Origin of the sequence: Rathayibacter sp. Leaf248 (assembly GCF_920939495.1) — a bacterium.
GTDB classification, from domain to species: domain Bacteria; phylum Actinomycetota; class Actinomycetes; order Actinomycetales; family Microbacteriaceae; genus Rathayibacter; species Rathayibacter caricis.
In genome coordinates this window covers 466,234-487,447 of sequence record NZ_CAKLAV010000001.1, presented here as the reverse complement: position 1 = coordinate 487,447, position 21,214 = coordinate 466,234, and the positions used below count along the sequence as shown (strand labels likewise).

Sequence of the window (21,214 nt, the reverse complement as noted above, 5' to 3'; positions counted from 1 at the left end):
TCCCCTCACGTGAAGACCACGGTAGAAAAGCTGAGCCCGACCCGCGTCAAGCTCGCGATTTCGGTCACCCCCGACGAGCTCGGCCCCAGCATCACGCACGCGTACGGCCACATCGCCGAGCAGATCAACGTCCCCGGCTTCCGCAAGGGCAAGGTCCCGCCGGCGATCGTCGACCAGCGCGTCGGCAAGGCGGCCGTGCTCGAGCACGCCGTCAACGAGGGCCTCGACGGCTTCTACCGCGAGGCCGTGCGCGAGTCCGAGGTGCGCCCCCTGGGCCGCCCGCAGGCCGACATCGTCGCCTGGCCGAGCGACAAGGACTTCACCGGCGATCTCGAGCTCGCGATCGAGGTCGACGTCCGTCCCGAGGTCGACGTGCCCGACTACGACGGCATCGAGCTGACGGTCGACGCGGCCGAGGTCACCGACGCCGACGTCGACGCGGAGCTCGACCGCCTGCGCAGCCGCTTCGGCACGCTCGTCACGGTCGACCGTCCTGCGAAGACGGGCGACTTCGCCCAGATCGACCTGATCGCGACCATCGACGGCGTCGAGGTCGACACCGCCAACGCGATCTCCTACGAGCTCGGCTCGGGCGAGCTCATCGAGGGCATCGACGAGGCGCTCGACTCCCTCACCGCCGGTGAGAGCACCACCTTCACCGCTCCGCTGCTCGGCGGCGACCACGCCGGCGAGCAGGCCGAGATCGCCGTCACCCTGACCGCCGTCAAGGAGCGCGAGCTCCCCGACGCCGACGACGACTTCGCGCAGATCGCCAGCGAGTTCGACACGATCGCCGAGCTCCGCGAGTCGCTCAAGGAGCAGGCCGCTCAGCAGAAGACCTTCGGCCAGGGCGGCCAGGCGCGCGAGAAGCTCGTCGACGCCCTCCTCGCCCTCGTCGAGGTGCCGGTCCCCGCGTCGCTCGTCGAGGACGAGGTGCGCCGCCACCTCGAGGGCGAGAACCGCCTCGAGGACGACGAGCACCGCGCCGAGGTCACCGAGGCGAGCGAGAAGACCTTCAAGACCCAGATCCTCCTCGACCACGTCGTCGAGCAGGAGAAGGTCCAGGTCAGCCAGGACGAGCTCACGCAGTACCTGATCCAGGGCGCTGCGCAGTACGGCATGGAGCCGAACGAGTTCATCAAGATCCTGTCCGAGAACAACCAGATCGGTCAGATGGTCGGCGAGGTCGCCCGCAACAAGGCGCTCGCGATCGTCCTCGGCAAGGCGAAGGTCGTCGACACCGACGGCAAGGCCGTCGACCTGACCGCGTTCACCGCCGTTCCCGGCGAGGACGACGAGTCGTCGACCGACGAGACCGCTCCCGCGGTCGAGGACGCCGCCGCCGACGCCCCGGTCGAGGCGCCCGCAGAGGCCGGCGACGCTCCTGCCGAGACGACCGAGGCTCCGGCCGAGGCCGCAGCGGAGGAGCCCGCCCCGGCTCCGAAGAAGAAGCGCGCCCCCGCCAAGAAGAAGGTCGCCGCTCCCGCCGAGGAGACCCCGGCCGCCGAGTAGCACTCGCGCAGACGACCACAGGAGCCGCCCCCGATCCGTCGGGGGCGGCTCCTGTCGTTCCGGCGCAGGCGCGCCGCCGGTCCGCCCCCGGCGAACACCGGCCGCTCCCGCTCCGCCCCGGGCGAACACGGCCGGATCGGCGGGGGAGCGTCCGATAGATTCGCCTCCGAAGCGACAACTGAAACGGAGCAATACATGGCCGACATGGTTATGCCCAACAGTGTTTTCGACCGCCTGCTCAAGGACCGGATCATCTGGCTCGGTTCCGAGGTGCGCGACGAGAACGCGAACGAGATCGCCGCGAAGCTCCTCCTCCTCGCGGCCGAGGACGCAGAGAAGGACATCTTCCTGTACATCAACTCGCCCGGCGGCTCCATCACCGCCGGCATGGCGATCTACGACACGATGCAGTTCGTCCCGAACGACATCGTGACCGTGGGCATCGGGATGGCGGCCTCGATGGGCCAGCTCCTCCTCACCGCCGGCACGCAGGGCAAGCGGTACATCACGCCGAACGCCCGCGTCCTGCTGCACCAGCCGCACGGCGGCTTCGGCGGCACCGCGTCCGACATCCAGACCCAGGCGCAGCTCATCCTCGACATGAAGAAGCGCCTCGCCGAGATCACCGCGAAGGCGACCGGCAAGACCGTCGAGCAGGTCAACGAGGACGGCGACCGCGACCGCTGGTTCAGCGCCGAGGAGGCCCTGGCCTACGGATTCGTCGACCACATCCGCTCCTCCGCGACCGACGTCGCCGGCGGCGGCGGAACCGCCACCGAGTGAGCCTTCCAGACGCGCCGAGAGATCAGGAACAGACAATGAACGCACCCACCTTCGGCGGAACGGCCTTCGGCTCCGGAGCCGCGCCGTCCTCGCGCTACATCCTCCCCACCTTCGAGGAGCGCACGGCCTACGGCTACAAGCGCCAGGACCCCTACGCCAAGCTCTTCGAGGACCGCATCATCTTCCTCGGCGTGCAGGTCGACGACGCCTCGGCGGACGACATCATGGCTCAGCTCCTCGTGCTCGAGAGCCAGGACCCCGACCGCGACATCGTCATGTACATCAACTCGCCCGGTGGATCCTTCACCGCGATGACGGCGATCTACGACACGATGCAGTACATCCGACCGCACATCCAGACGGTCGTCCTCGGGCAGGCGGCGTCCGCCGCCGCCGTGCTGACCGCCGCGGGCACGCCGGGCAAGCGCCTCGCGCTCCCCAACGCGCGCATCCTCATCCACCAGCCCGCCGTCCAGCAGGGCGGTGGCCAGGCCTCGGACATCGAGATCCAGGCGGCCGAGATCATGCGCATGCGCGAGTGGCTCGAGGAGACGCTGTCGAAGCACTCCAACCGCTCGATCGAGCAGGTCAAGAAGGACATCGACCGCGACAAGATCCTCGGCGCGGACGACGCGCTCGAGTACGGGCTGATCGACCAGATCCTGACCAGCCGCAAGAGCCTCCCGGCTCTCACGGCCTGATCGACCCTCGGAAGGGCCGGCGCGGAGAGATCCGCGACCGGCCCTTCCGCACACCCGGGGTCCCGCCCGGGCGTCCGTAGCAAACCGTCACGACGGGCGCAACGGCCGCGAATCCCGGCCCGCCTGCCGAGCCCTCGCGATGCAGAGGCTAGGCTCGGAACCAGTTCCTCGGTCCCCGCACGACCGACGCACGACACGACCGACGCACGACAAGGAAGTGGGGCATCCCCGTGGCACGTATTGGCGAAAGCGCCGACCTGCTGAAGTGCTCGTTCTGCGGCAAGAGCCAGAAGCAGGTCCAGCAGCTCATCGCCGGTCCCGGCGTCTACATCTGCGACGAGTGCGTCGAGCTGTGCAACGAGATCATCGAGGAGCGGCTCTCGGAGTCGAGCGAGGAGACGAGCCACGAGTTCGACCTCCCGAAGCCCAAGGAGATCTTCGGCTTCCTCGAGGAGTACGTGATCGGCCAGGAGCAGGCCAAGCGAGCCCTCGCCGTCGCGGTCTACAACCACTACAAGCGGGTGCGCGTGCGCAACACGATCACCGCGGCCGATGCGATCCACGACGAGATCGAGATCGCCAAGAGCAACATCCTGCTGATCGGCCCGACCGGCTGCGGCAAGACCTACCTCGCGCAGACGCTCGCGAAGCGGCTCAACGTGCCCTTCGCAGTCGCCGACGCCACGGCCCTCACCGAGGCGGGCTACGTCGGCGAGGACGTCGAGAACATCCTGCTGAAGCTCATCCAGGCTGCCGACTACGACGTCAAGCGCGCCGAGACCGGCATCATCTACATCGACGAGGTCGACAAGATCGCGCGCAAGGCCGAGAACCCGTCGATCACGCGCGACGTCTCGGGCGAGGGCGTCCAGCAGGCCCTGCTGAAGATCCTCGAGGGCACGGTCGCCTCCGTGCCGCCGCAGGGCGGTCGCAAGCACCCGCATCAGGAGTTCATCCAGATCGACACGACGAACGTGCTGTTCATCGTCGCGGGAGCGTTCGCCGGACTCGAGGACATCATCTCGTCGCGCGCCGGCAAGCGCGGCATCGGGTTCGGTGCCCCGCTGCACAGCAAGGGCGACGAGATCAACATCTTCAGCGAGGTCCTCCCGGAGGATCTGCACAAGTTCGGGCTCATCCCCGAGTTCATCGGCCGCCTCCCGGTCGTCACCACGGTGACGCAGCTCGACCAGGATGCGCTGATGCAGATCCTGACCGAGCCGCGCAACGCGCTCGTCAAGCAGTACCAGCGCATGTTCGAGCTCGACGGCGTCGAGCTGGAGTTCGACCGCGGCGCCCTCGAGGCGATCGCCGACCTCGCCGTGCTGCGGCAGACGGGCGCTCGCGGGCTCCGCGCGATCCTCGAGGAGGTGCTCGGGCCGATCATGTTCGAGGTGCCGTCGTCCGACGAGGTCGCCCGGGTCGTCGTCACCCGCGCCGCCGTGCTCGACAACGCCGCGCCGACGATCGTGCCGCACGCGCCGCGCCGCCAGGAGAAGAGCGCCTGACCCCCTCCGCCCCCGTCGCGCCAGTTCACCAGGATTGGCCCGGCGGGGGCGTCGTCGTGCCCGCTCCGGTTCCCTAGCCTGGCGGAGCGGGTCGTGGACGCGCCGCCCGGCCGGTCCGGGCGTCCGCGAACGGAGGAGCCGTCATCGTCCAGCCCCTGCTCGCCGGGATCGTCGCCGCCCTCACCGGCTTCTCGAGCTCCTTCGCGATCGTCCTCGCCGGCGTCGTCGCCGTCGGCGCGACCGATCGCCAGGCTGCGTCAGGACTCCTGGCGGTCTGCGTGCTGCAGGGTCTGCTGTGCATCCTGCTGAGCATCCGCTACCGCGTTCCGATGACCTTCGCGTGGAGCACCCCCGGAGCCGCACTGCTCGCGGCGACGGCGGCGCTCCCCGGCGGCTTCGACCGCGCGGTGGGCGCGTTCCTGGTGGCGTCGCTCCTCCTGGTGATCACGGGGCTCTGGCCGGCGCTGGGGCGGCTGGTGTCGCGCATCCCGCGACCGCTCGCCAACGGAATGCTCGCGGGGATCCTGTTCCCTCTCGTGCTCGCGCCCGTCCGGGCGGCGGTCGAGATCCCGGCGCTGGCTCTGCCGGTGATCCTGGTCTGGCTCGTGCTCGTGCGGCTGCTCCCGCGCTGGGCCGTGCCGGCCGCGATCGGCCTGGCGATCGTGCTGCTGCTGGTCACCGACGGCGCGGCCCTCGCCGGTGCACCGCTGCTGCCGGCGCCCGAGTTCGTCGCTCCGGTCTTCGAGATCGGCGCGATCGTCGGCATCGGACTCCCGCTCTACGTGGTGACGATGGCGGGGCAGAACATCCCAGGCATCGCCGTGCTGTCGAGCTTCGGCTTCGCGCCGCACTCCCGGCCGGCGATCGTCTCCTCGGGAGCGCTCTCGGGCGTCGCCGCCGTCTTCGGCGGAGTGCCGATCAACCTCGCGGCGCTGAGCGCGGCGCTGACCGCGGGACCGGAGGCGTCCCCCCTGCCGGAGCGCCGGTGGATCGCGTCGGTCTCGGCGGGCGCGTCCTACCTCGTCCTCGGCCTCGTGGCCGGCGCCGCGACGGCGCTGGTCTCCTCCGCGAGCCCGCTGCTCATCGAGGCCGTCGCCGGGCTGGCGCTGCTCGGAGTGTTCGTCGCGGCGGTCCAGGCTGCCGTCGACGAGCCGCGGCTGCGCCTGCCCGCCGCGGCGACCCTCCTCGTCACCGCGTCCGGCACCACCGTCGCGGGGATCGGATCCGCTTTCTGGGGGCTGGTCGTCGGGCTCGTCGTGCTGGCGTGGCTCGTGCCGCGCCGGTCCGCCGCGTGAGAGCTCAGCCGCGGGGGAGCAGTCCCCGTCGTCGCAGCAGCGGCTCGGTGCGGGCGTCGCGACCGCGGAACCCGCGGTAGGCGTCGAGCGGATCGCGCGAGCCGCCGATCCCGAGGATCGTCCGGCGGAAGCGCTCGCCCGCCGCGCGATCCAGACCGCCGTTCTCCTCGAACCACTCGACGGTGTCGGCGTCGAGGATCTCGCTCCAGATGTAGGAGTAGTAGCCCGCGGAGTAGCCGCCAGAGAACACGTGCGCGAAGTAGGTGCTGCCGTACCGCGGCGGGATCGCGTCGAGCAGCAGGCCGGCGCGGCGCAGCGCGTCGTCCTCGAAGTCGCGCACGTCGACGCGCTCGACCGGATGGGCGCGCTCGTGCCAGGCGAGGTCCAGGAGCGCCGAGGCGAGGTACTCCGCCGTGGCGAAGCCCTCACCCCAGAGGGCGGACTCCTCGAGCCGCCGCACGAGCTCGGCGCTCAGCGGCTCACCGGTCTCGACGTGGCGCGCGTAGGAGGACAGGAGCTCCGGTCGGCGCACCCACATCTCGTTCACCTGACTCGGGAACTCGACGAAGTCGCGGTAGACGCTCGTGCCGCCGAACCGCGGATACCGCACCGAGGCGAGGAGGCCGTGGAGGGCGTGCCCGAACTCGTGGAAGAGCGTGTCGACCTCGTCCAGAGCGAGCAGTGCAGGCTCGCCCTCGCCGGGCGCCGAGATGTTCAGGGTGTTGACGACGACGGCGGAGTCGCCGAGGAGGCTCGTGCGCGTCGACAGCGAGTTCATCCAGGCGCCGCCCCGCTTCGAGTCGCGGGTGAAGGGGTCGAAGAGGAAGAGCCCGAGCGCGGAGCCGTCCTCCTCGTGCACCTCGAAGACGCGGACGTGCTCGCTGTGGCCGACGAGGTCCGTCCGCTCCTCGAATCGCAGACCGTAGAGTCCCGCCGCCGCGGCGAAGACGCCCTCGTGCAGCACCCGCTCCAGCTCGAAGTAGGGCCGCAGCGCGCTCGAGTCGACGTCGTAGGACGCGGAGCGCACCCGCTCCTCGTAGTACGCGCGATCCCAGGCCTCGAGGACGAACCGCGGTGCACCCGCGGCGTCCTGCTCCGCGTCGGCGAACGCCTGCATCCTGGCGAGCTCCTCGGACGCGTTCCGGGCGGCGGGCTCGGCGAGCTCCTCCAGCAGAGTCCGCACCCGCTCCGGGGAGCCGGCCGTCTGCCCCGAGATCACGAACTCGGCGTGCGAGGTCGCCCCGAGCAGAGCGGCGCGCTCCGCCCTCAGCGCGACGGTGTCCTGCAGAACCTCGCGGTTGTCGTGCTCGCCGCCCTCGCCCGCCCGGCCGACGGAGGCCCGCAGGATGCGCTCGCGCACCCAGCGATCGCGCAGACGGGCGAGCCACGGGTGGCCGGAGAAGAGCGGCAGCGTGACGAGGACGCCCTCGAGACCGCGTTCCCCGGCGGCCCGCTGAGCAGCGGACACCTCGGAGTCGTCGAGCCCGTCGAGTGCCGAGGCGTCGTCGAACGCGACGGCGCGCGCGTTGGTCTCGGCGAGCAGGTTCTTCTGGAAGAGCGTGGTGAGGGTCGAGAGCCGCTCGTTCAGCTCGCCGAGACGGGCCTTCCCGTCGTCGTCGAGGAGCGCTCCTGCGCGGGCGAACCGCGTGAGCACCCGTTCGAGCAGGTAGGCCGTCTCGTCGTCGAGGTCGAGTCGATCCCTCTGCTCGCCGAGGACGCGGAGCCGCTCGTAGAGCCGCGGGTCGAGGGTGATCGCGTCGTCGTGCGCCGACAGCAGGGGAGCGAGCTCCTGCTCCAGCGCATCGGTCTGCGCCGTGCGATCGGACGCGCAGACGGTGAAGAAGACCGCGCTCACCCGGCGCAGGGCGCGACCGGAGCGCTCGAGCGCCACGAGCGTGTTCTCGATGCTCGGCGCCGCCTCCGTGGAGACGATGACGTCGATCTCGGTGCGGTGCCGGCGCAGCGCCTCCTCGAAGGCGGGCCGGTAGGCGTCCGGGTCGACCGCCGCGAAGTCGGGCAGACCGTGGGGGAGGGTGCTGGGCTCGAGGAGGACGGCGACGGAGTCGATCATCCTGCGAGCCTAGGCCGCACCCGGCGGGCTCAGCCCCAGTCGTCGTCCTCGCCCTCGACGCCGCCCTGCGGCTGCGTGATGTAGGCCGCGTCCTCGTCGGGACGGTAGGTGACCGTCGTACCGTCGTCGAGCTCGAGGACTGGCTTGCCCTCGAGCCAGGTGAGCTGCCAGCGCCAGTCCGCCGTCTCGGTGCCCGCCTCGGCGAGCTCGTGCTCGACGTCGCGGACCGCGGTGACGACGATCTCCGGGAGGGTGGTCGGCGGCCGGCCGCCGAGGTTCCAGCGTGTTCCGAGCTGCATGGTGCGTCCTCTCGTCGGTGCTCGGGAGGCGGGCCGGTCGGGCCCGCCTCCCGGCGCGTCCTAGACCTCGGTCTCGAGCTCGATCTCCACCGACAGTGTCGCACCCTCGGCGAAGTCGAGGGCGGCGATCCGGCCCACTGCGGCGATGTCACCCGCGGCGAGGCGGAGCGAGGCGATCAGGTCGGCGGGAGCCGTGACGACGGCCGCGCGGGCCGGCGTCTTCTGCGAGGCCTTCGCATCCGTCTTCGCGCGGCGGACCGCCGTGAGCACGGTGCTGGCGGCGGCGAGGACCGAGGCGTCCCCACCGAGACCGGTCTGCTCGGGCCACGGCTGCGTGTGGATCGAGGCGTCGTGCGACCACGACCACGTCTCCTCGGTGGCGAAGGGGATGAACGGAGCGAAGAGGCGCAGCAGCGCATCGAGCGCGAGGTGGAGTGCGGCGGCCGCCGAGGCGCCGTCCTCGCCGTACGCTCGCTCCTTGACGAGCTCGAGGTAGTCGTCGCAGAAGGTCCAGAAGAACGCCTCGGTGCTCTCGAGCGCCCGCGCGTGGTCGTAGTTCTCGAGGGCGGTCGTCGCCTCGGCCACCACGGCGTCGAGCGTCGCGAGCATGCTCAGATCGAGCGGATCGGTCACCTCGGCGCCCTCGGCCTGCGCGAAGCCGTGGATGAACTTCGCCGCGTTCAGGACCTTGATCGCGAGACGCCGGCCGATCTTGATCTGGGTCGGGTTCTGCGGATCGAACGCCGCGTCGGTCCCGAGCCGCGACGAGGCCGCCCAATAGCGCACCGCGTCCGAGCCGTGCTGCTCGAGCATGCCCGCCGGGGTGACGACGTTGCCCTTCGACTTCGACATCTTCTTGCGGTCCGGATCGACGATGAAGCCCGAGATCGTCGCGTTGCCCCAGGGCGCGCGCGAGTCCTCGAGCTGCGAGCGCAGCAGGGTCGAGAAGAGCCAGGTGCGGATGATGTCCTGGCCCTGGGGGCGGAGGTCGTACGGAGCCACGAGCTGCCAGAGCTCGTCGTCGCGCTCCCAGCCGCCCGCGAGCTGCGGGGTGAGCGAGGAGGTGGCCCAGGTGTCCATGACGTCGAGCTCGCCCTGGAAGCCGCCGGGCACGCCGCGCTGGTCCTCGGAGTAGCCGGGGGCGGGGTCCGAGGACGGATCGACGGGCAGCGCCGACTCCTCGGGAACGAGCGGGCGGTCGAAGACGGGGTTGCCGTCGCCGTCCAGCGGGTACCAGACGGGGATCGGCACGCCGAAGAAGCGCTGGCGCGAGACGAGCCAGTCGCCCGAGAGGCCGTTGACCCAGTTCTCGTAGCGCACGCGCATGAACTCGGGCACGAAGCGGACGTCGCGGCCGAGCTCCAGCAGGCGCTCCTTGAGCGCGGCGTCGCGAGCGCCGTTCACCAGGTACCACTGGCGGGTCGAGACGATCTCGAGCGGCTTGTCGCCCTTCTCGAAGAACTTCACGGGGTGGGTGATGGGACGCGGCTCGCCAGTCATCTCCCCTGACTCGGTGAGGAGCGCGACGACGGCCTGCTTGGCCGAGAACACCGTCTTGCCGGCGAGCTGCGCGTACGCCTCGCGGCCCGCGTCGCTCGTGATCGCCTGCGGCGCCTCCGAGACGATGCGGCCGTCGAAGCCGATGATCGCGCGGTTGGGCAGGTCGAGCTCGCGCCACCAGACCACATCGGTGACGTCGCCGAAGGTGCAGATCATGGCGATGCCCGAGCCCTTGTCCTTCTGCGCGAGGTGGTGCGCGAGCACGGGCACCTCGACGTCGAAGAGCGGGGTGCGGACGGTCGTGCCGAAGAGCGGCTGGTACCGCTCGTCGTCGGGGTGCGCGACGAGTGCGACGCAGGCGGGCAGCAGCTCCGGGCGGGTCGTCTCGATGAAGACGTCCTCCGCGCCCTCGCGGTGGAACGCGATCCGGTGGTACGCCCCGGGCTGCTCCTTGTCCTCGAGCTCGGCCTGGGCGACCGCGGTGCGGAAGGTGATGTCCCACAGGGTCGGCGCCTGGGCCTGGTAGGCCTCGCCGCGGGCGAGATTCCGGAGGAACGCGCGCTGCGAGGCGGCCTGCGACTCCGCGCCGATGGTGCGGTAGGTCTGCGACCAGTCGACGGAGAGGCCGAGGCTGCGCCAGAGGTCCTCGAACTGCTTCTCGTCCTCGAGGGTGAGGCGCTCGCACAGCTCGATGAAGTTGCGGCGCGAGATCGGCTTCTGGTCGGCCGCCTTGCTGCTCTTGTTGTCGCCGCCCTCGAACGGAGGAGTGAAGTCGGCCTCGTAGGGCAGCGTCGGGTCGCAGCGGACGCCGTAGTAGTTCTGCACGCGGCGCTCCGTCGGCAGGCCGTTGTCGTCCCAGCCCATCGGGTAGAAGACCTTGCGGCCGCGCATGCGCTGGAACCGCGCGACGACGTCGGTGTGCGTGTACGAGAAGACGTGCCCGATGTGCAGCGAGCCCGACGCGGTGGGCGGGGGCGTGTCGATCGAGTAGACGTCGGCGCGGGTGAGACCGGTGCGGTCGAACCGGTACGTGCCGTCGGTCTGCCAGACGAGGCCCCACTTGCTCTCGAGCCCCTCGAGGGCGGGCTTCGCGGGGAGTTGCGCGGCGAAGGTCATGATTCTCCGGTTCGATATGGGCGGCACCGTGTCGGTGGTGATGATGCCTGGATGGCGGCTCCGGAGCGGATCGCTCACCGGCCGCGCCGATCCTATCGCGGAGCCGCGGTGCGGCCGTCGGGAGCGGCCCGGCCGACGACCGGGGCGAATCCGGCGCAGACCGGGGCGAGCGCCTCGTCGAGGTAGGGCACGAGCTCGCCGCGGGTGGGCCCCGCCGCTGCCCACGCCTGCACCGCGGCGACGGCCGCTCCGACGCTGGCGTAGGCGATCGCCCGGGAGAGATGGGTCGGGAGCGGTCGCGCGGCCCGCTGCTCCACGAAGGCGGCCACGATCGCCGCCTGGCGCGCGAGCCGCGACAGGGCCGACGCCTGCAGCTCGTGCACGCTGCCGATCAGCGCGCTCTGGGTGAGCGCCCAGGGCACGGAGGAGGGACCGAAGCCGGCGCCGACCGCCAGCAGCGCGTCGCGCAGCGCGTCCATCGCCGGCCGCTCCGGCGCCGTCGCCCCGAGTGCGGCGGGCAGCTCGGCCAGCCGGTCGTCGACGAGGACCCAGAAGACGTCGCTCTTGGACTCGAAGTAGTTGAAGAACGTGTTGCGCGAGACGCCGGCGCGCTGGGCGATCTGCTCGACGGTCGTGCCCGCGTAGCTCTGCTCCAGGAACAGGTCCAGCGCGGCGTCCTCGAGCATCGAGCGCGACGAGGCGCGCGGCCGTCCCCTGCTCGTCGCTCCCGCCATGTGCGCTCCTGCTCCTCCCGCCCCCGACGCGCTACGATAGCCCTCAACGACTTCGACCCGGCCATCACCGGCGAGTCTCCGGAAGAACGGCGTCGGCTCCGGCCCCCGCCCAGTAGAACCGGACGGGTGCGGCCCGTGACAGCCGGTCGAGTGGGGACGTCTCCGAGGCAGCGCCGAGGGAGGTCCCAAGCGAGGTGGTACCGCGACCCCGGCCCGGGCTGACAGATCCGGGCGGGCCGTCCTCGTGCAGCCCAGCATCACTGCCAGGAGAACGCACGTGACCTATCCCTTGACCCCTCCCACTTCCGGCGACTCCGGATCCGCCTTCGGCCGCGGGGTGACCCCGTCGCCGCGCTTCCCCGAGATCGAGGAGGCCGTCCTCGCGCACTGGAAGGCCGACGACACCTTCCAGGAGTCGATCCGCTCGCGCGAGGGCTCTCCCGAGTGGGTGTTCTACGACGGACCGCCCTTCGCCAACGGCCTGCCGCACTACGGGCACCTGCTGACCGGGTACGCGAAGGACCTCTTCCCGCGCTTCCAGACCATGCGCGGCAAGCAGGTGCACCGCCGCTTCGGCTGGGACACCCACGGTCTGCCCGCCGAGCTCGAGGCCGAGCGGCAGCTGGGCATCACCGACAAGTCCCAGATCGAGGAGATGGGCATCGCCGCGTTCAACGCCGCGGCGAAGGAGTCGGTGCTGCGCTACACGGGCGAGTGGCAGGACTACGTCACCCGCCAGGCGCGCTGGGTCGACTTCGAGAACGACTACAAGACGCTCGACCCCTCCTTCATGGAGTCGGTCATCTGGGCGTTCAAGCAGCTCTACGACGAGGGCCTCGCCTACGAGGGCTACCGGGTGCTGCCCTACTGCTGGCGCGACCAGACCCCGCTCTCGAACCACGAGCTGCGGATGGACGACGACGTCTACAAGATGCGCCAGGACCAGACGGTGACGGTCACGTTCCCGCTGGTCGGCGAGACGGCGGAGGCGCTGAACCTGACCGCCGTGCGCGCGCTCGCCTGGACGACGACTCCCTGGACCCTGCCGACCAACGCCGCGCTGGCCGTCGGCCCCGACATCGAGTACGCCGTGCTCGCCGCGGGCCCGAACGGCGCCGCCGACGGGAAGGGCGAGCCGGAGGAGCGCGAGCTCTCGGCCGAGTACCTCCTCGCCATCGACCAGGTCGGCGCGTACGCGAAGGACCTGGGCTACGACGACGCCGAGTCCGCGCGCGCCGCCGTCTCGCGCACCCTCCGCGGTCGCGAGCTCGAGGGCGTCAGCTACGACCGCCTCTGGGACCACTACGCCGACACCGAGACCTGGGGCACGCAGAACGCGTGGCGCATCCTGGTCGCCGACTACGTGACGACGAGCGAGGGCACGGGCATCGTGCACCAGGCCCCCGCCTACGGCGAGGACGACCAGAAGGTCTGCGAGGCCGCGGGCATCCCGGTCATCATCTCCGTCGACGACGGCGGCCGCTTCCTCCCGCAGATCGCCGAGGTGGCCGGCCTGCAGGTGTTCGAGGCGAACAAGCCCCTCACGCAGCTGCTCAAGGCGCAGCACCGGCTCCTCCGCCAGGCCAGCTACGAGCACTCGTACCCGCACTGCTGGCGCTGCCGGAACCCGCTGATCTACAAGGCGGTCTCGAGCTGGTTCGTGCGCGTCACCGCGTTCCGCGACCGCATGGAGGAGCTCAACCAGGAGATCACCTGGGTCCCCGAGAACGTGAAGGACGGCCAGTTCGGCAAGTGGCTCTCGGGCGCGCGCGACTGGTCGATCAGCCGGAACCGCTACTTCGGCTCGCCGATCCCGGTGTGGAAGAGCGACGACCCCGACTACCCGCGCATGGACGTGTACGGCTCGCTCGACGAGCTCGAGCGCGACTTCGGCGTGCGCCCGGAGGACCTGCACCGCCCCTTCATCGACGAGCTCACACGGCCGAACCCCGACGACCCGACCGGGCGCTCGACGATGCGCCGCATCACCGACGTCCTCGACGTCTGGTTCGACTCGGGCTCCATGCCGTTCGCGCAGGTGCACTACCCGTTCGAGAACGCGGACTGGTTCGACTCGCACAACCCCGCCGACTTCATCGTCGAGTACATCGGGCAGACGCGCGGCTGGTTCTACACGCTGCACGTGCTCTCGACCGCGCTCTTCGACCGGCCGGCGTTCCGCAACGTCGTCAGTCACGGCATCGTCCTCGGCAACGACGGCCAGAAGATGTCGAAGTCGCTGCGCAACTACCCAGACGTCGCCGAGGTCTTCGACCGCGACGGATCCGACGCGATGCGCTGGTTCCTGATGTCGAGCCCGGTGCTGCGCGGCGGCAACCTGGTCGTCACCGAGGAGGGGATCCGCGAGGGCGTGCGCCAGGTGCTGCTGCCGCTCTGGAACACCTGGTACTTCTTCTCGCTCTACGCCAACGCCTCCGGCGAGGACGGCTACGAGGCGCGCCGCCGCACCGACTCCGAGGACGTCCTCGACCGGTACCTGCTCGCCAAGACCCACGACCTGATCGAGACCGTCACCGGGCACCTCGAGGCGCTCGACTCGACCCTCGCCGCGGCCGCGCTGCGCGACTTCGCCGACGTCCTCACCAACTGGTACGTGCGCCGCTCCCGCGACCGCTTCTGGCAGGGTGCCGACTCGGACGGCCGGGGCGCGGAGGCGTTCGACACGCTGTACACCGTCCTCGAGACCGTGACACGCGTCGCCGCTCCGCTGCTCCCGCTGATCTCGGAGGAGATCTGGCGGGGACTGACCGGCGGGCGCAGCGTGCACCTGACCGACTGGCCCACCGCCGACGAGTTCCCGGTCGACGAGGCCCTCGTCCATGCGATGGACGCCGTGCGCGGCATCTCGTCGACGGCGCTCTCGCTCCGCAAGCAGGCGGGACTGCGCGTGCGCCTGCCGCTCGCGCGCCTCACCGTGGTCGTCGCGGACGCCGACGAGCTCGCGCCGTTCGAGGCGATCCTGCGCGACGAGCTGAACGTGAAGGAGGTGACCCTCGTGCCGCTCGTCGAGACGAGCGCGTCCGACTACGGAGTCACCTCCCGCCTGGCCGTCAACGCCCGTGCCGCCGGACCGCGGCTCGGACGCGGCGTGCAGACGGTCATCAAGGCCGCGAAGGCGGGCGACTGGAGCGAGGTCGACGGAGTCGTGACCGCGGGCGGCGTCGAGCTGGCCGGGGGGGAGTACGAGCTCACGCTCGAGGTCGGGGGAGCGGGCGCCGACGATCGCGCCATCGCGCTCCTCCCGCGCGGAGGGTTCGTCCTCCTCGACACCGCCACCACGCCCGAGCTCGAGGCCGAGGGGCTCGCCCGCGATCTCATCCGCGCCGTGCAGGACGCCCGCAAGGGAGCCGGTCTCGACGTGAGCGACCGCATCGTGCTCGACGTGATGCTCGACGAGGTCAGCCTCGGCGCGCTCGAGCCGCACGCGACCTGGATCGCCGAGGAGACCCTCGCGACCGGGTTCGCCTTCACCCCGCTGACCATCGCCCTCGAGGGCGGCGAGGGGGCCGTCGCCTTCGGTCCCGCCGGCACCGCCATCATCCGCGTCGAGAAGGTCGAGGCCGCCGATGTCTGATCCCCTCGAGAACGACGCCGACCGGGCGGCGGCCGACGCCGTCTACGCGACCCTGCTCGAGCGCCTGGGCGAGTCGAACGTCCGCCCGAGGCTCGCCCCGACGCGACGCGCCGTCGAGATACTCGGCGACCCGCAGCGGGCCTACCCGGTGATCCAGGTGGCCGGCACGAACGGCAAGACCTCCACGAGCCGGATGATCGAGAGCCTCCTGCGGGCCCACGGCCTGCGCGTCGGGCTGTTCACGAGCCCGCACCTCGAGCGCTTCAACGAGCGCATCGTCATCGACGGCGAGCCCATCTCCGACGAGAGCCTCGTCGCGAACTGGCAGGACGTCGAGCCCTACATCCGCATGACCGACGCCGAGCTCGCCGAGCAGGACGAGCCGCCGCTCTCCTTCTTCGAGGTCATCACCGTGCTCGCGTACGCGGCCTTCGCCGACGCGCCGGTCGACGTGGCCGTCATCGAGGTCGGGATGGGCGGCGAGTGGGACTCGACGAACGTCGCCGACGCGCAGGTGGCCGTCTTCACGCCGATCGCGCTCGACCACACGGACCGCCTCGGCTCGACGATCGACGAGATCGCGCGCACCAAGTCGGGCATCGTGAAGCCACTGGCCGCCGTGGTGTCGGCGAAGCAGACCCCCGAAGCGGAGGCGGTGCTGCGGCACGCGGCCGAGGCCACCGAGTCCTCCATCGCCTTCGAGGGCTCGGAGTTCGACGTCACCTCGACCACCGTCGCCGTCGGCGGCCAACTGGTCTCGGTCCGCGGTCTCGCGACCTCCTACGACCAGCTCCTGCTGCCCTTCTTCGGCGACCACCAGGCCGAGAACGCCGCCGTCGCCATCGCCGCGGTCGAGACGTTCATCGGAGGCGGCACTCAGGAGCTGACCGGCGACGTCCTCGACGAGGGGCTCGCGGCCGCGACCTCCCCGGGGCGTCTCCAGGTGGTCGGCAACTCCCCGCGCACCCTCGTCGACGCCGCGCACAACCCGCACGGCGCCGCCTCGCTCGCTGCAGCGCTCGGCCGCTACTTCGACTTCGACCGCGTCACCGCGGTCGTCGGCGTCCTCGCCGAGAAGGACGCCGAGGGCATCCTCCGCGCGCTCCTGCCGGTCGTGGACGAGCTCATCGTGACCCGCGCGCCGAGCGATCGCACCCTCGCGGCCGACGACCTCGCGGCACTCGCGCGCACCGTGTTCCCGGAGGAGTCGGTGCACGTCGCCGAGGACGCGGCGGGAGCGCTGACCGCGGGTCGCCTGCTCGCGGCGCGCACCGACAAGGGCGCCCTCGTGATCACAGGGTCGATCACTCTCGTCGGGCGCGCGATCGCCGTCGCCCGCGACGAGAACTGGCAGGGCTCGTGAGAGCCGGGCGCCCGCGCCGGGCGAGGACCGTCCGCGAGAGCCTCGCGTCGATCGTCCTCGGCTTCGAGGTCGTCATCGTGTTCCTCGCGACCCTCGTGGGCTTCGGCCTGAAGGTCGCCGATCCGGTGGTGGTGCTGGTCGGCGGGGGAGTGCTCTGCCTCGCGATGCTGGCGACGCTCCGCCTCCTCGACCGCCCGCTCGGCATACGGATCGGCTGGGTGCTGCAGTTCGTTATCGTTGCCTCGGGTCTGCTCGTCCCGATCATGTTCGTCATCGGCGCGGCCTTCGTCGCCCTCTGGACGTACTGCATCGTGACCGGCACCCGCCTCGACTCCCAGGCCGGCCCTCCGGCGGCCGGGACCACCGACCCCACCGAAGGAGACCGCTGAACCATGGCCATCCAGGAGACCCTCGTCCTCGTCAAGCCCGACGGAGTCGCGCGCAACCTCACCGGCGAGATCCTCCGCCGCATCGAGGCGAAGGGCTACTCGCTCGTCGACATCAAGCTCGTGGAGGCCGACCGCGACCTCCTCGGCGCCCACTACGCCGAGCACGAGGGCAAGCCGTTCTACGAGCCGCTCGTGGAGTTCATGGAGAGCGGTCCGATCGTCGCGATCCGCATCGCCGGCGACCGCGTCATCGAGGGCTTCCGCTCCCTCGCCGGAACGACCGACCCGACGACCGCGGCGCCCGGCACGATCCGCGGCGATCTCGGCCGCGACTGGGGCCTGAAGGTGCAGCAGAACCTCGTCCACGGCTCCGACTCCGTTGAATCCGCGGAGCGCGAACTCGCGCTCTGGTTCTCCTGAGTTCGTCGCTCCGCGGTAGCCCGCGGAGCCGCGGTCGGCTCGTGTAGGCGGTCCGATCTGCAGAGCGTCGCGCCTCCGGCGACGGGAAAGCGCTCGAACGCGCTTTCCCGGATACGCCTCGCGATGCTCGGCGATCCGGTGAAGGGCACCTCGGGACGTTCCCGGGGTGCCCCGTCACCGGGTTAGTCGTCACCCCGTCGGTGTCTCGAACGGTGCGCCAGCTCCCTGCTGATCGAGTAGCCCGCGGAGCGGGCGTATCGAGATCCACGTGCTCCAGGAGGAGTGCTGCCGTCAGCGCCCGAGCAGCCTCACAGGTACGAGAGCACGTCCAGGCGGAGCTGCGCGATCACCGCGATCGCGAGGTAGCAGAGCAGCGTGATGAACGGGATCCAGCCGTAGGCGGCTCCCGCGAAGCGCCGCACCGCGGCCGGGACCGGGAACACGCCCTCGCGCAGGTTCCGCAGGGTCACGAGCCAGAAGCCAGGGATCACGACCGCCCAGGTGAGCATGCACCACGGGCAGAGCGTGCCGAGGAGGAAGACGCTCTGCGTGATCAGCCAGATCACGAAGCCCAGGGCGAAGACGAAGCCCAGGTTGAAGACCGCCCAGAACCAGCGGTCGAAGCGCGCCCCGGCGAGCAGTCCGAATCCGACCACGATCGGCGCGATCCACGCCGCCACGCCGATCAGCGGATTGGGGAAGCCGAAGACCGCTCCCTGAGGCGAGTCCAGATTGGCGCTGCACTGCACCAGGATGCTGAAGTCGCACCCCAGTCCCGTCGACGGATCGGTCAGCGCCGCGAACTTGTCGAGCGTCAGCGCGAAGGCCGCGATCCACCCCGTGATCCCCAGGACGACCAGCAGTGCGGCGAACAGGATCGGGCGTCGGGGGGCGGGGGCGTCGGACACCGGGGGATTATCGCACGGGCCGAATCGGCGCCTCTGGGAATGCGTGCGATAATCGGAGCCGTCGGTCCGGAAGATCCCGCGCCGGCACCAGAAGGTTTACCGGGCGAACACCGGGCCACAGGAGATCGACCGCGTTCCGCGAATGGACGCGACGGGTCACCCGCTCCACCACGACGCGACCGACGGTCGCAGCGAGACGGAGCACGTGTCGGATAGTCAGTTCCGAGAACGAAGCTGCACCCGGAGTCCTGCGCCACGTGAGCGACCGGATCGGGGGAGCGGAAGGATTCGCGACGGGCCCCACGCGGCCCCTCGCACGAGGAGAGATCCGGGTAGGAAGGCGCGGCGGACGACCCGGCCGAGGAGTGCACCAGGAATGGTGGAAGACAAGAATTCGAGCGGATCCGATCCGGACCGCGACGAGCCCCGCAGCGGGGCCAAGAAGATCAGCCGCCTCTTCGGTGGCCGCCGGGCGACCCGGCGGACCGAGTCGAGCGCGCCAGCGACAGGGGGAACGATCATCGATACCGACGAGACCGACACGACCGCGCAGGAGACGCCGACCGAGGACGTGAGCGAGGCTCAGAGCCCCACGTCCTCCGTCGCGTTCTTCAACGCCCTTCCCGAGACGGCGCCCGGCCAGGAGGACGCGCGACCCGCCCGTCCCGCACTGCCGAGCACGTCGCTCCTGTTCCAGGCGCCCGAGCTGCCCGACTACGTCGAGCTCGCGCCGCTTCCCCCGCGCGGCGCCCCGCTGGGTCTGCGCGAGGAGCGCGAGGCGCCCGCGGAGGAGCAGGGCTCCGTCCGCCGCCGCTCGCGCCGCCGCACCGGCGAGAGCGACCGCGGCGGGTCGGACGACCCCGAGAACACCGTCGTCCGGGTCCGTCAGCCGCGGGAGCCCCGCGAGCAGCGCGAGCCCGAGCTGATCACCGAGCCTCAGCGCATCAAGGGCTCCACTCGTCTCGAGGCCAAGAAGCAGCGCCGCCGCGACGGCCGCGACGCCGGCCGCCGACGCACGGTGGTCACCGAGTCAGAGTTCCTCGCCCGCCGCGAGGCCGTCGATCGCGTGATGGTGGTCCGCTCGAAGCAGGACAGCATCCGCATCGGCGTCCTGGAGGACGGCGTCCTGGCCGAGCACTACGTCGCCCGCTCGCAGGAGGCGTCCCTCATCGGCAACGTCTACCTCGGTCGCGTGCAGAACGTCCTCCCGAGCATGGAGGCGGCGTTCGTCGACATCGGTCGCGGACGCAACGCGGTCCTCTACTCCGGCGAGGTCGATTGGGACGCCGCGGCGAACCCCGGCGGCCCCCGTCGCATCGAGCTCGCCCTCAAGCCCGGCGACCGCGTCCTCGTGCAGGTCACGAAGGACCCCGTCGGCCACAAGGGCGCCCGCCTGACGAGCCAGATCTCGCTCCCGGGCCGCTACCTCGTCTACGTGCCCAACGGCTCGATGAACGGCATCTCCCGCAAGCTCCCCGACACCGAGCGCGCCCGCCTGAAGAAGATCCTCAAGGAGGTCCTCCCCGAGAACGTCGGCGTCATCGTGCGCACGGCGGCCGAGGGAGCCACCGAGGAGCAGTTGACCGTCGACGTCGAGCGCCTCACCGCGCAGTGGACGGCGCTCAGCGAGAAGGCCGCGACCGGCCAGGCGCCGGCTCTCCTGCACAGCGAGCCCGACCTGCTGATCAAGATCGTCCGCGACGTCTTCAACGAGGACTTCGAGAAGATGGTCATCGCCGGCGAGGACGCCCGCGAGACCATCGAGCTCTACCTCAGCCAGGTCGCCCCCGACCTGCTCGAGCGCGTCGAGGTGTACTCGGGCGAGCAGGACGCGTTCGACGAGTTCCGCATCACCGAGCAGATCGAGAAGGCTCTCGAGCGCAAGGTGTGGCTGCCCAGCGGCGGCTCGCTCGTCATCGACCGCACCGAGGCGATGACCGTCGTCGACGTCAACACCGGCAAGTTCGTCGGCTCGGGCGGCAACCTCGAGGAGACCGTCACCAAGAACAACCTCGAGGCCGCGGAGGAGATCGTCCGCCAGCTGCGCCTGCGCGACATCGGCGGCATCATCGTGGTCGACTTCATCGACATGGTGCTCGAGTCCAACCGCGACCTCGTGCTGCGCCGCCTGGTCGAGTGCCTCAGCCGCGACCGCACCAAGCACCAGGTCGCCGAGGTCACCTCGCTCGGCCTCGTGCAGATGACCCGCAAGAAGCTCGGCCTGGGCCTCCTCGAGACCTTCAGCGAGAACTGCGAGGTGTGCGCGGGCCGCGGAGTCATCGTGCAGCACGACCCGGTCGTCAAGCACCGCTCCACCGCCGCCCCGCAGCAGGAGCGCCGCCGCGGCGGCCGCTCGGGCGACAGCGCGTCCGGAGGCTCACCCCGCCAGAACGGCTCCAGCGGCTCGTCCGCCGCGAACGGCCAGAACGGCTCCGGAGCGAAGAGCGTCAGCACGCACGCCATCACCGACGACGCGAAGAACGCCCTCGCTCAGATCGCGGCGAGCACCATCCACCCCGCGAACGTGCGCCAGGCCGCCGAGGAGGCCGCCGCGCTCGTCGACGAGGCGTCCGCCGAGTCCGCCCGCACCGAGCCCGTCGAGACCGTCGAGACCGGGGACTCGGAGCAGGCCGAGCAGACCGCACCGCGCGAGCAGTCGCGTCGCGGCGAGCGTCCCGCCCGGGGTGAGCGCCGCCGCCGGGGCCGCGACCGCGAGCCGCGCCAGGAGAGCGCGGGCGATGAGACGGTCGAGGCGCCGGCGGAGCAGTCCGCTCCGCCCGCCGTCGAGGCGCCGGTCGTGCCGATCCTCGACATACCGATCCCGCCCGCTCCCGCGACCACCGGTCGTCGGGTGCGCAGCGAGGTCGCCGAGCACCTGCTCGACTCCGTCCTCGATGCACTCCCGGCCCCCAAGCAGCCGGGTCAGGGCCGCGCCAAGAGCCGCCGGGTGACCACCGCCGCTCTCACGGGCGTCGCGGTCATCCCGGAGCAGACCCCGCGCCGCGCCGAGCAGCAGTAGC

At 71.1% G+C, this 21,214-nt stretch carries 15 protein-coding genes; 10 read left to right on the top strand and 5 right to left on the bottom strand.

Translation table 11 applies throughout. The annotated features are described in order from the left end of the window. Positions 1 to 9: 9 nt before the first annotated feature. From tig to LRG51_RS02350, 5 genes are all read left to right on the top strand, one after another. Complete coding sequence (gene tig, locus LRG51_RS02370) at positions 10 to 1,512, top strand: trigger factor (protein WP_230670884.1); 1,503 nt, start codon at positions 10 to 12, stop codon at positions 1,510 to 1,512. 195 nt (positions 1,513 to 1,707) lie between these two features. Next, entirely contained in the window at positions 1,708 to 2,295 is a 588-nt protein-coding gene (locus tag LRG51_RS02365) for an ATP-dependent Clp protease proteolytic subunit (protein WP_055792396.1), read from the top strand. 35 nt (positions 2,296 to 2,330) lie between these two features. Then, on the top strand, positions 2,331 to 2,996 hold the full coding sequence (locus LRG51_RS02360; RefSeq protein WP_055792392.1) for an ATP-dependent Clp protease proteolytic subunit: 666 nt from the start codon (positions 2,331 to 2,333) through the stop codon (positions 2,994 to 2,996). Positions 2,997 to 3,226: 230 nt separating this feature from the next. Next, positions 3,227 to 4,504 (top strand): ATP-dependent Clp protease ATP-binding subunit ClpX, encoded by a 1,278-nt coding sequence (gene clpX, locus LRG51_RS02355; protein ID WP_055792389.1) that lies wholly within the window; start codon positions 3,227 to 3,229, stop codon positions 4,502 to 4,504. Positions 4,505 to 4,647: 143 nt separating this feature from the next. Then, the gene (locus LRG51_RS02350) at positions 4,648 to 5,799 is read left to right on the top strand and encodes a benzoate/H(+) symporter BenE family transporter (protein ID WP_055792387.1); all 1,152 of its coding nucleotides are present in this window, start codon (positions 4,648 to 4,650) and stop codon (positions 5,797 to 5,799) included. 4 nt (positions 5,800 to 5,803) lie between these two features. Here LRG51_RS02350 and LRG51_RS02345 read toward each other — a convergent pair whose 3' ends face one another. The 4 genes from LRG51_RS02345 to LRG51_RS02330 all read right to left on the bottom strand — a co-directional run bounded on the left by LRG51_RS02345 (position 5,804) and on the right by LRG51_RS02330 (position 11,519). Further along, positions 5,804 to 7,870: a M3 family metallopeptidase gene (locus LRG51_RS02345; RefSeq protein ID WP_230670881.1), complete on the bottom strand. Its 2,067-nt coding sequence runs from the start codon at positions 7,868 to 7,870 to the stop codon at positions 5,804 to 5,806. A gap of 29 nt (positions 7,871 to 7,899) precedes the next feature. Further along, on the bottom strand, positions 7,900 to 8,169 hold the full coding sequence (locus LRG51_RS02340; protein ID WP_055792382.1) for a hypothetical protein: 270 nt from the start codon (positions 8,167 to 8,169) through the stop codon (positions 7,900 to 7,902). Between the two features lie 60 nt (positions 8,170 to 8,229). Next, the gene (gene valS / locus LRG51_RS02335) at positions 8,230 to 10,785 is read right to left on the bottom strand and encodes a valine--tRNA ligase (protein WP_055792379.1); all 2,556 of its coding nucleotides are present in this window, start codon (positions 10,783 to 10,785) and stop codon (positions 8,230 to 8,232) included. Positions 10,786 to 10,877: 92 nt separating this feature from the next. Further along, the gene (locus tag LRG51_RS02330) at positions 10,878 to 11,519 is read right to left on the bottom strand and encodes a TetR/AcrR family transcriptional regulator (RefSeq protein ID WP_055792378.1); all 642 of its coding nucleotides are present in this window, start codon (positions 11,517 to 11,519) and stop codon (positions 10,878 to 10,880) included. A 277-nt stretch (positions 11,520 to 11,796) separates the two neighbouring features. Between LRG51_RS02330 and ileS the strand changes: the two genes are divergently transcribed. Genes ileS through ndk form a run of 4 tightly spaced genes read left to right on the top strand, consistent with a single transcriptional unit; the run spans position 11,797 to position 17,286 of the window. Beyond that, a complete protein-coding gene (ileS, locus tag LRG51_RS02325; protein WP_230670878.1) occupies positions 11,797 to 15,114 on the top strand; it encodes an isoleucine--tRNA ligase in 3,318 nt (1,105 codons plus the stop codon). Next, positions 15,107 to 16,477 carry a bifunctional folylpolyglutamate synthase/dihydrofolate synthase gene (locus tag LRG51_RS02320; protein ID WP_055792372.1) on the top strand — a complete coding sequence of 457 codons (1,371 nt, stop codon included), beginning with the start codon at positions 15,107 to 15,109 and terminating at the stop codon, positions 16,475 to 16,477. Before ileS ends, LRG51_RS02320 begins: the two co-directional genes overlap by 8 nt. Further along, a complete protein-coding gene (locus LRG51_RS02315) occupies positions 16,474 to 16,866 on the top strand; it encodes a DUF4233 domain-containing protein (RefSeq protein ID WP_230670862.1) in 393 nt (130 codons plus the stop codon). The genes LRG51_RS02320 and LRG51_RS02315 overlap by 4 nt, the downstream gene beginning before the upstream one ends. A gap of 3 nt (positions 16,867 to 16,869) precedes the next feature. Beyond that, positions 16,870 to 17,286 (top strand): nucleoside-diphosphate kinase, encoded by a 417-nt coding sequence (ndk, locus tag LRG51_RS02310; protein ID WP_055792369.1) that lies wholly within the window; start codon positions 16,870 to 16,872, stop codon positions 17,284 to 17,286. A gap of 308 nt (positions 17,287 to 17,594) precedes the next feature. On the opposite strand, the gene LRG51_RS02305 is transcribed toward ndk, so the two are convergent. Continuing rightward, entirely contained in the window at positions 17,595 to 18,194 is a 600-nt protein-coding gene (locus LRG51_RS02305; RefSeq protein WP_055792366.1) for a vitamin K epoxide reductase family protein, read from the bottom strand. Between the two features lie 376 nt (positions 18,195 to 18,570). Here LRG51_RS02305 and LRG51_RS02300 point away from each other — a divergent pair, with 376 nt between their 5' ends. Next, a complete protein-coding gene (locus tag LRG51_RS02300) occupies positions 18,571 to 21,213 on the top strand; it encodes an Rne/Rng family ribonuclease (RefSeq protein WP_082481457.1) in 2,643 nt (880 codons plus the stop codon). Position 21,214 lies beyond the last annotated feature (1 nt).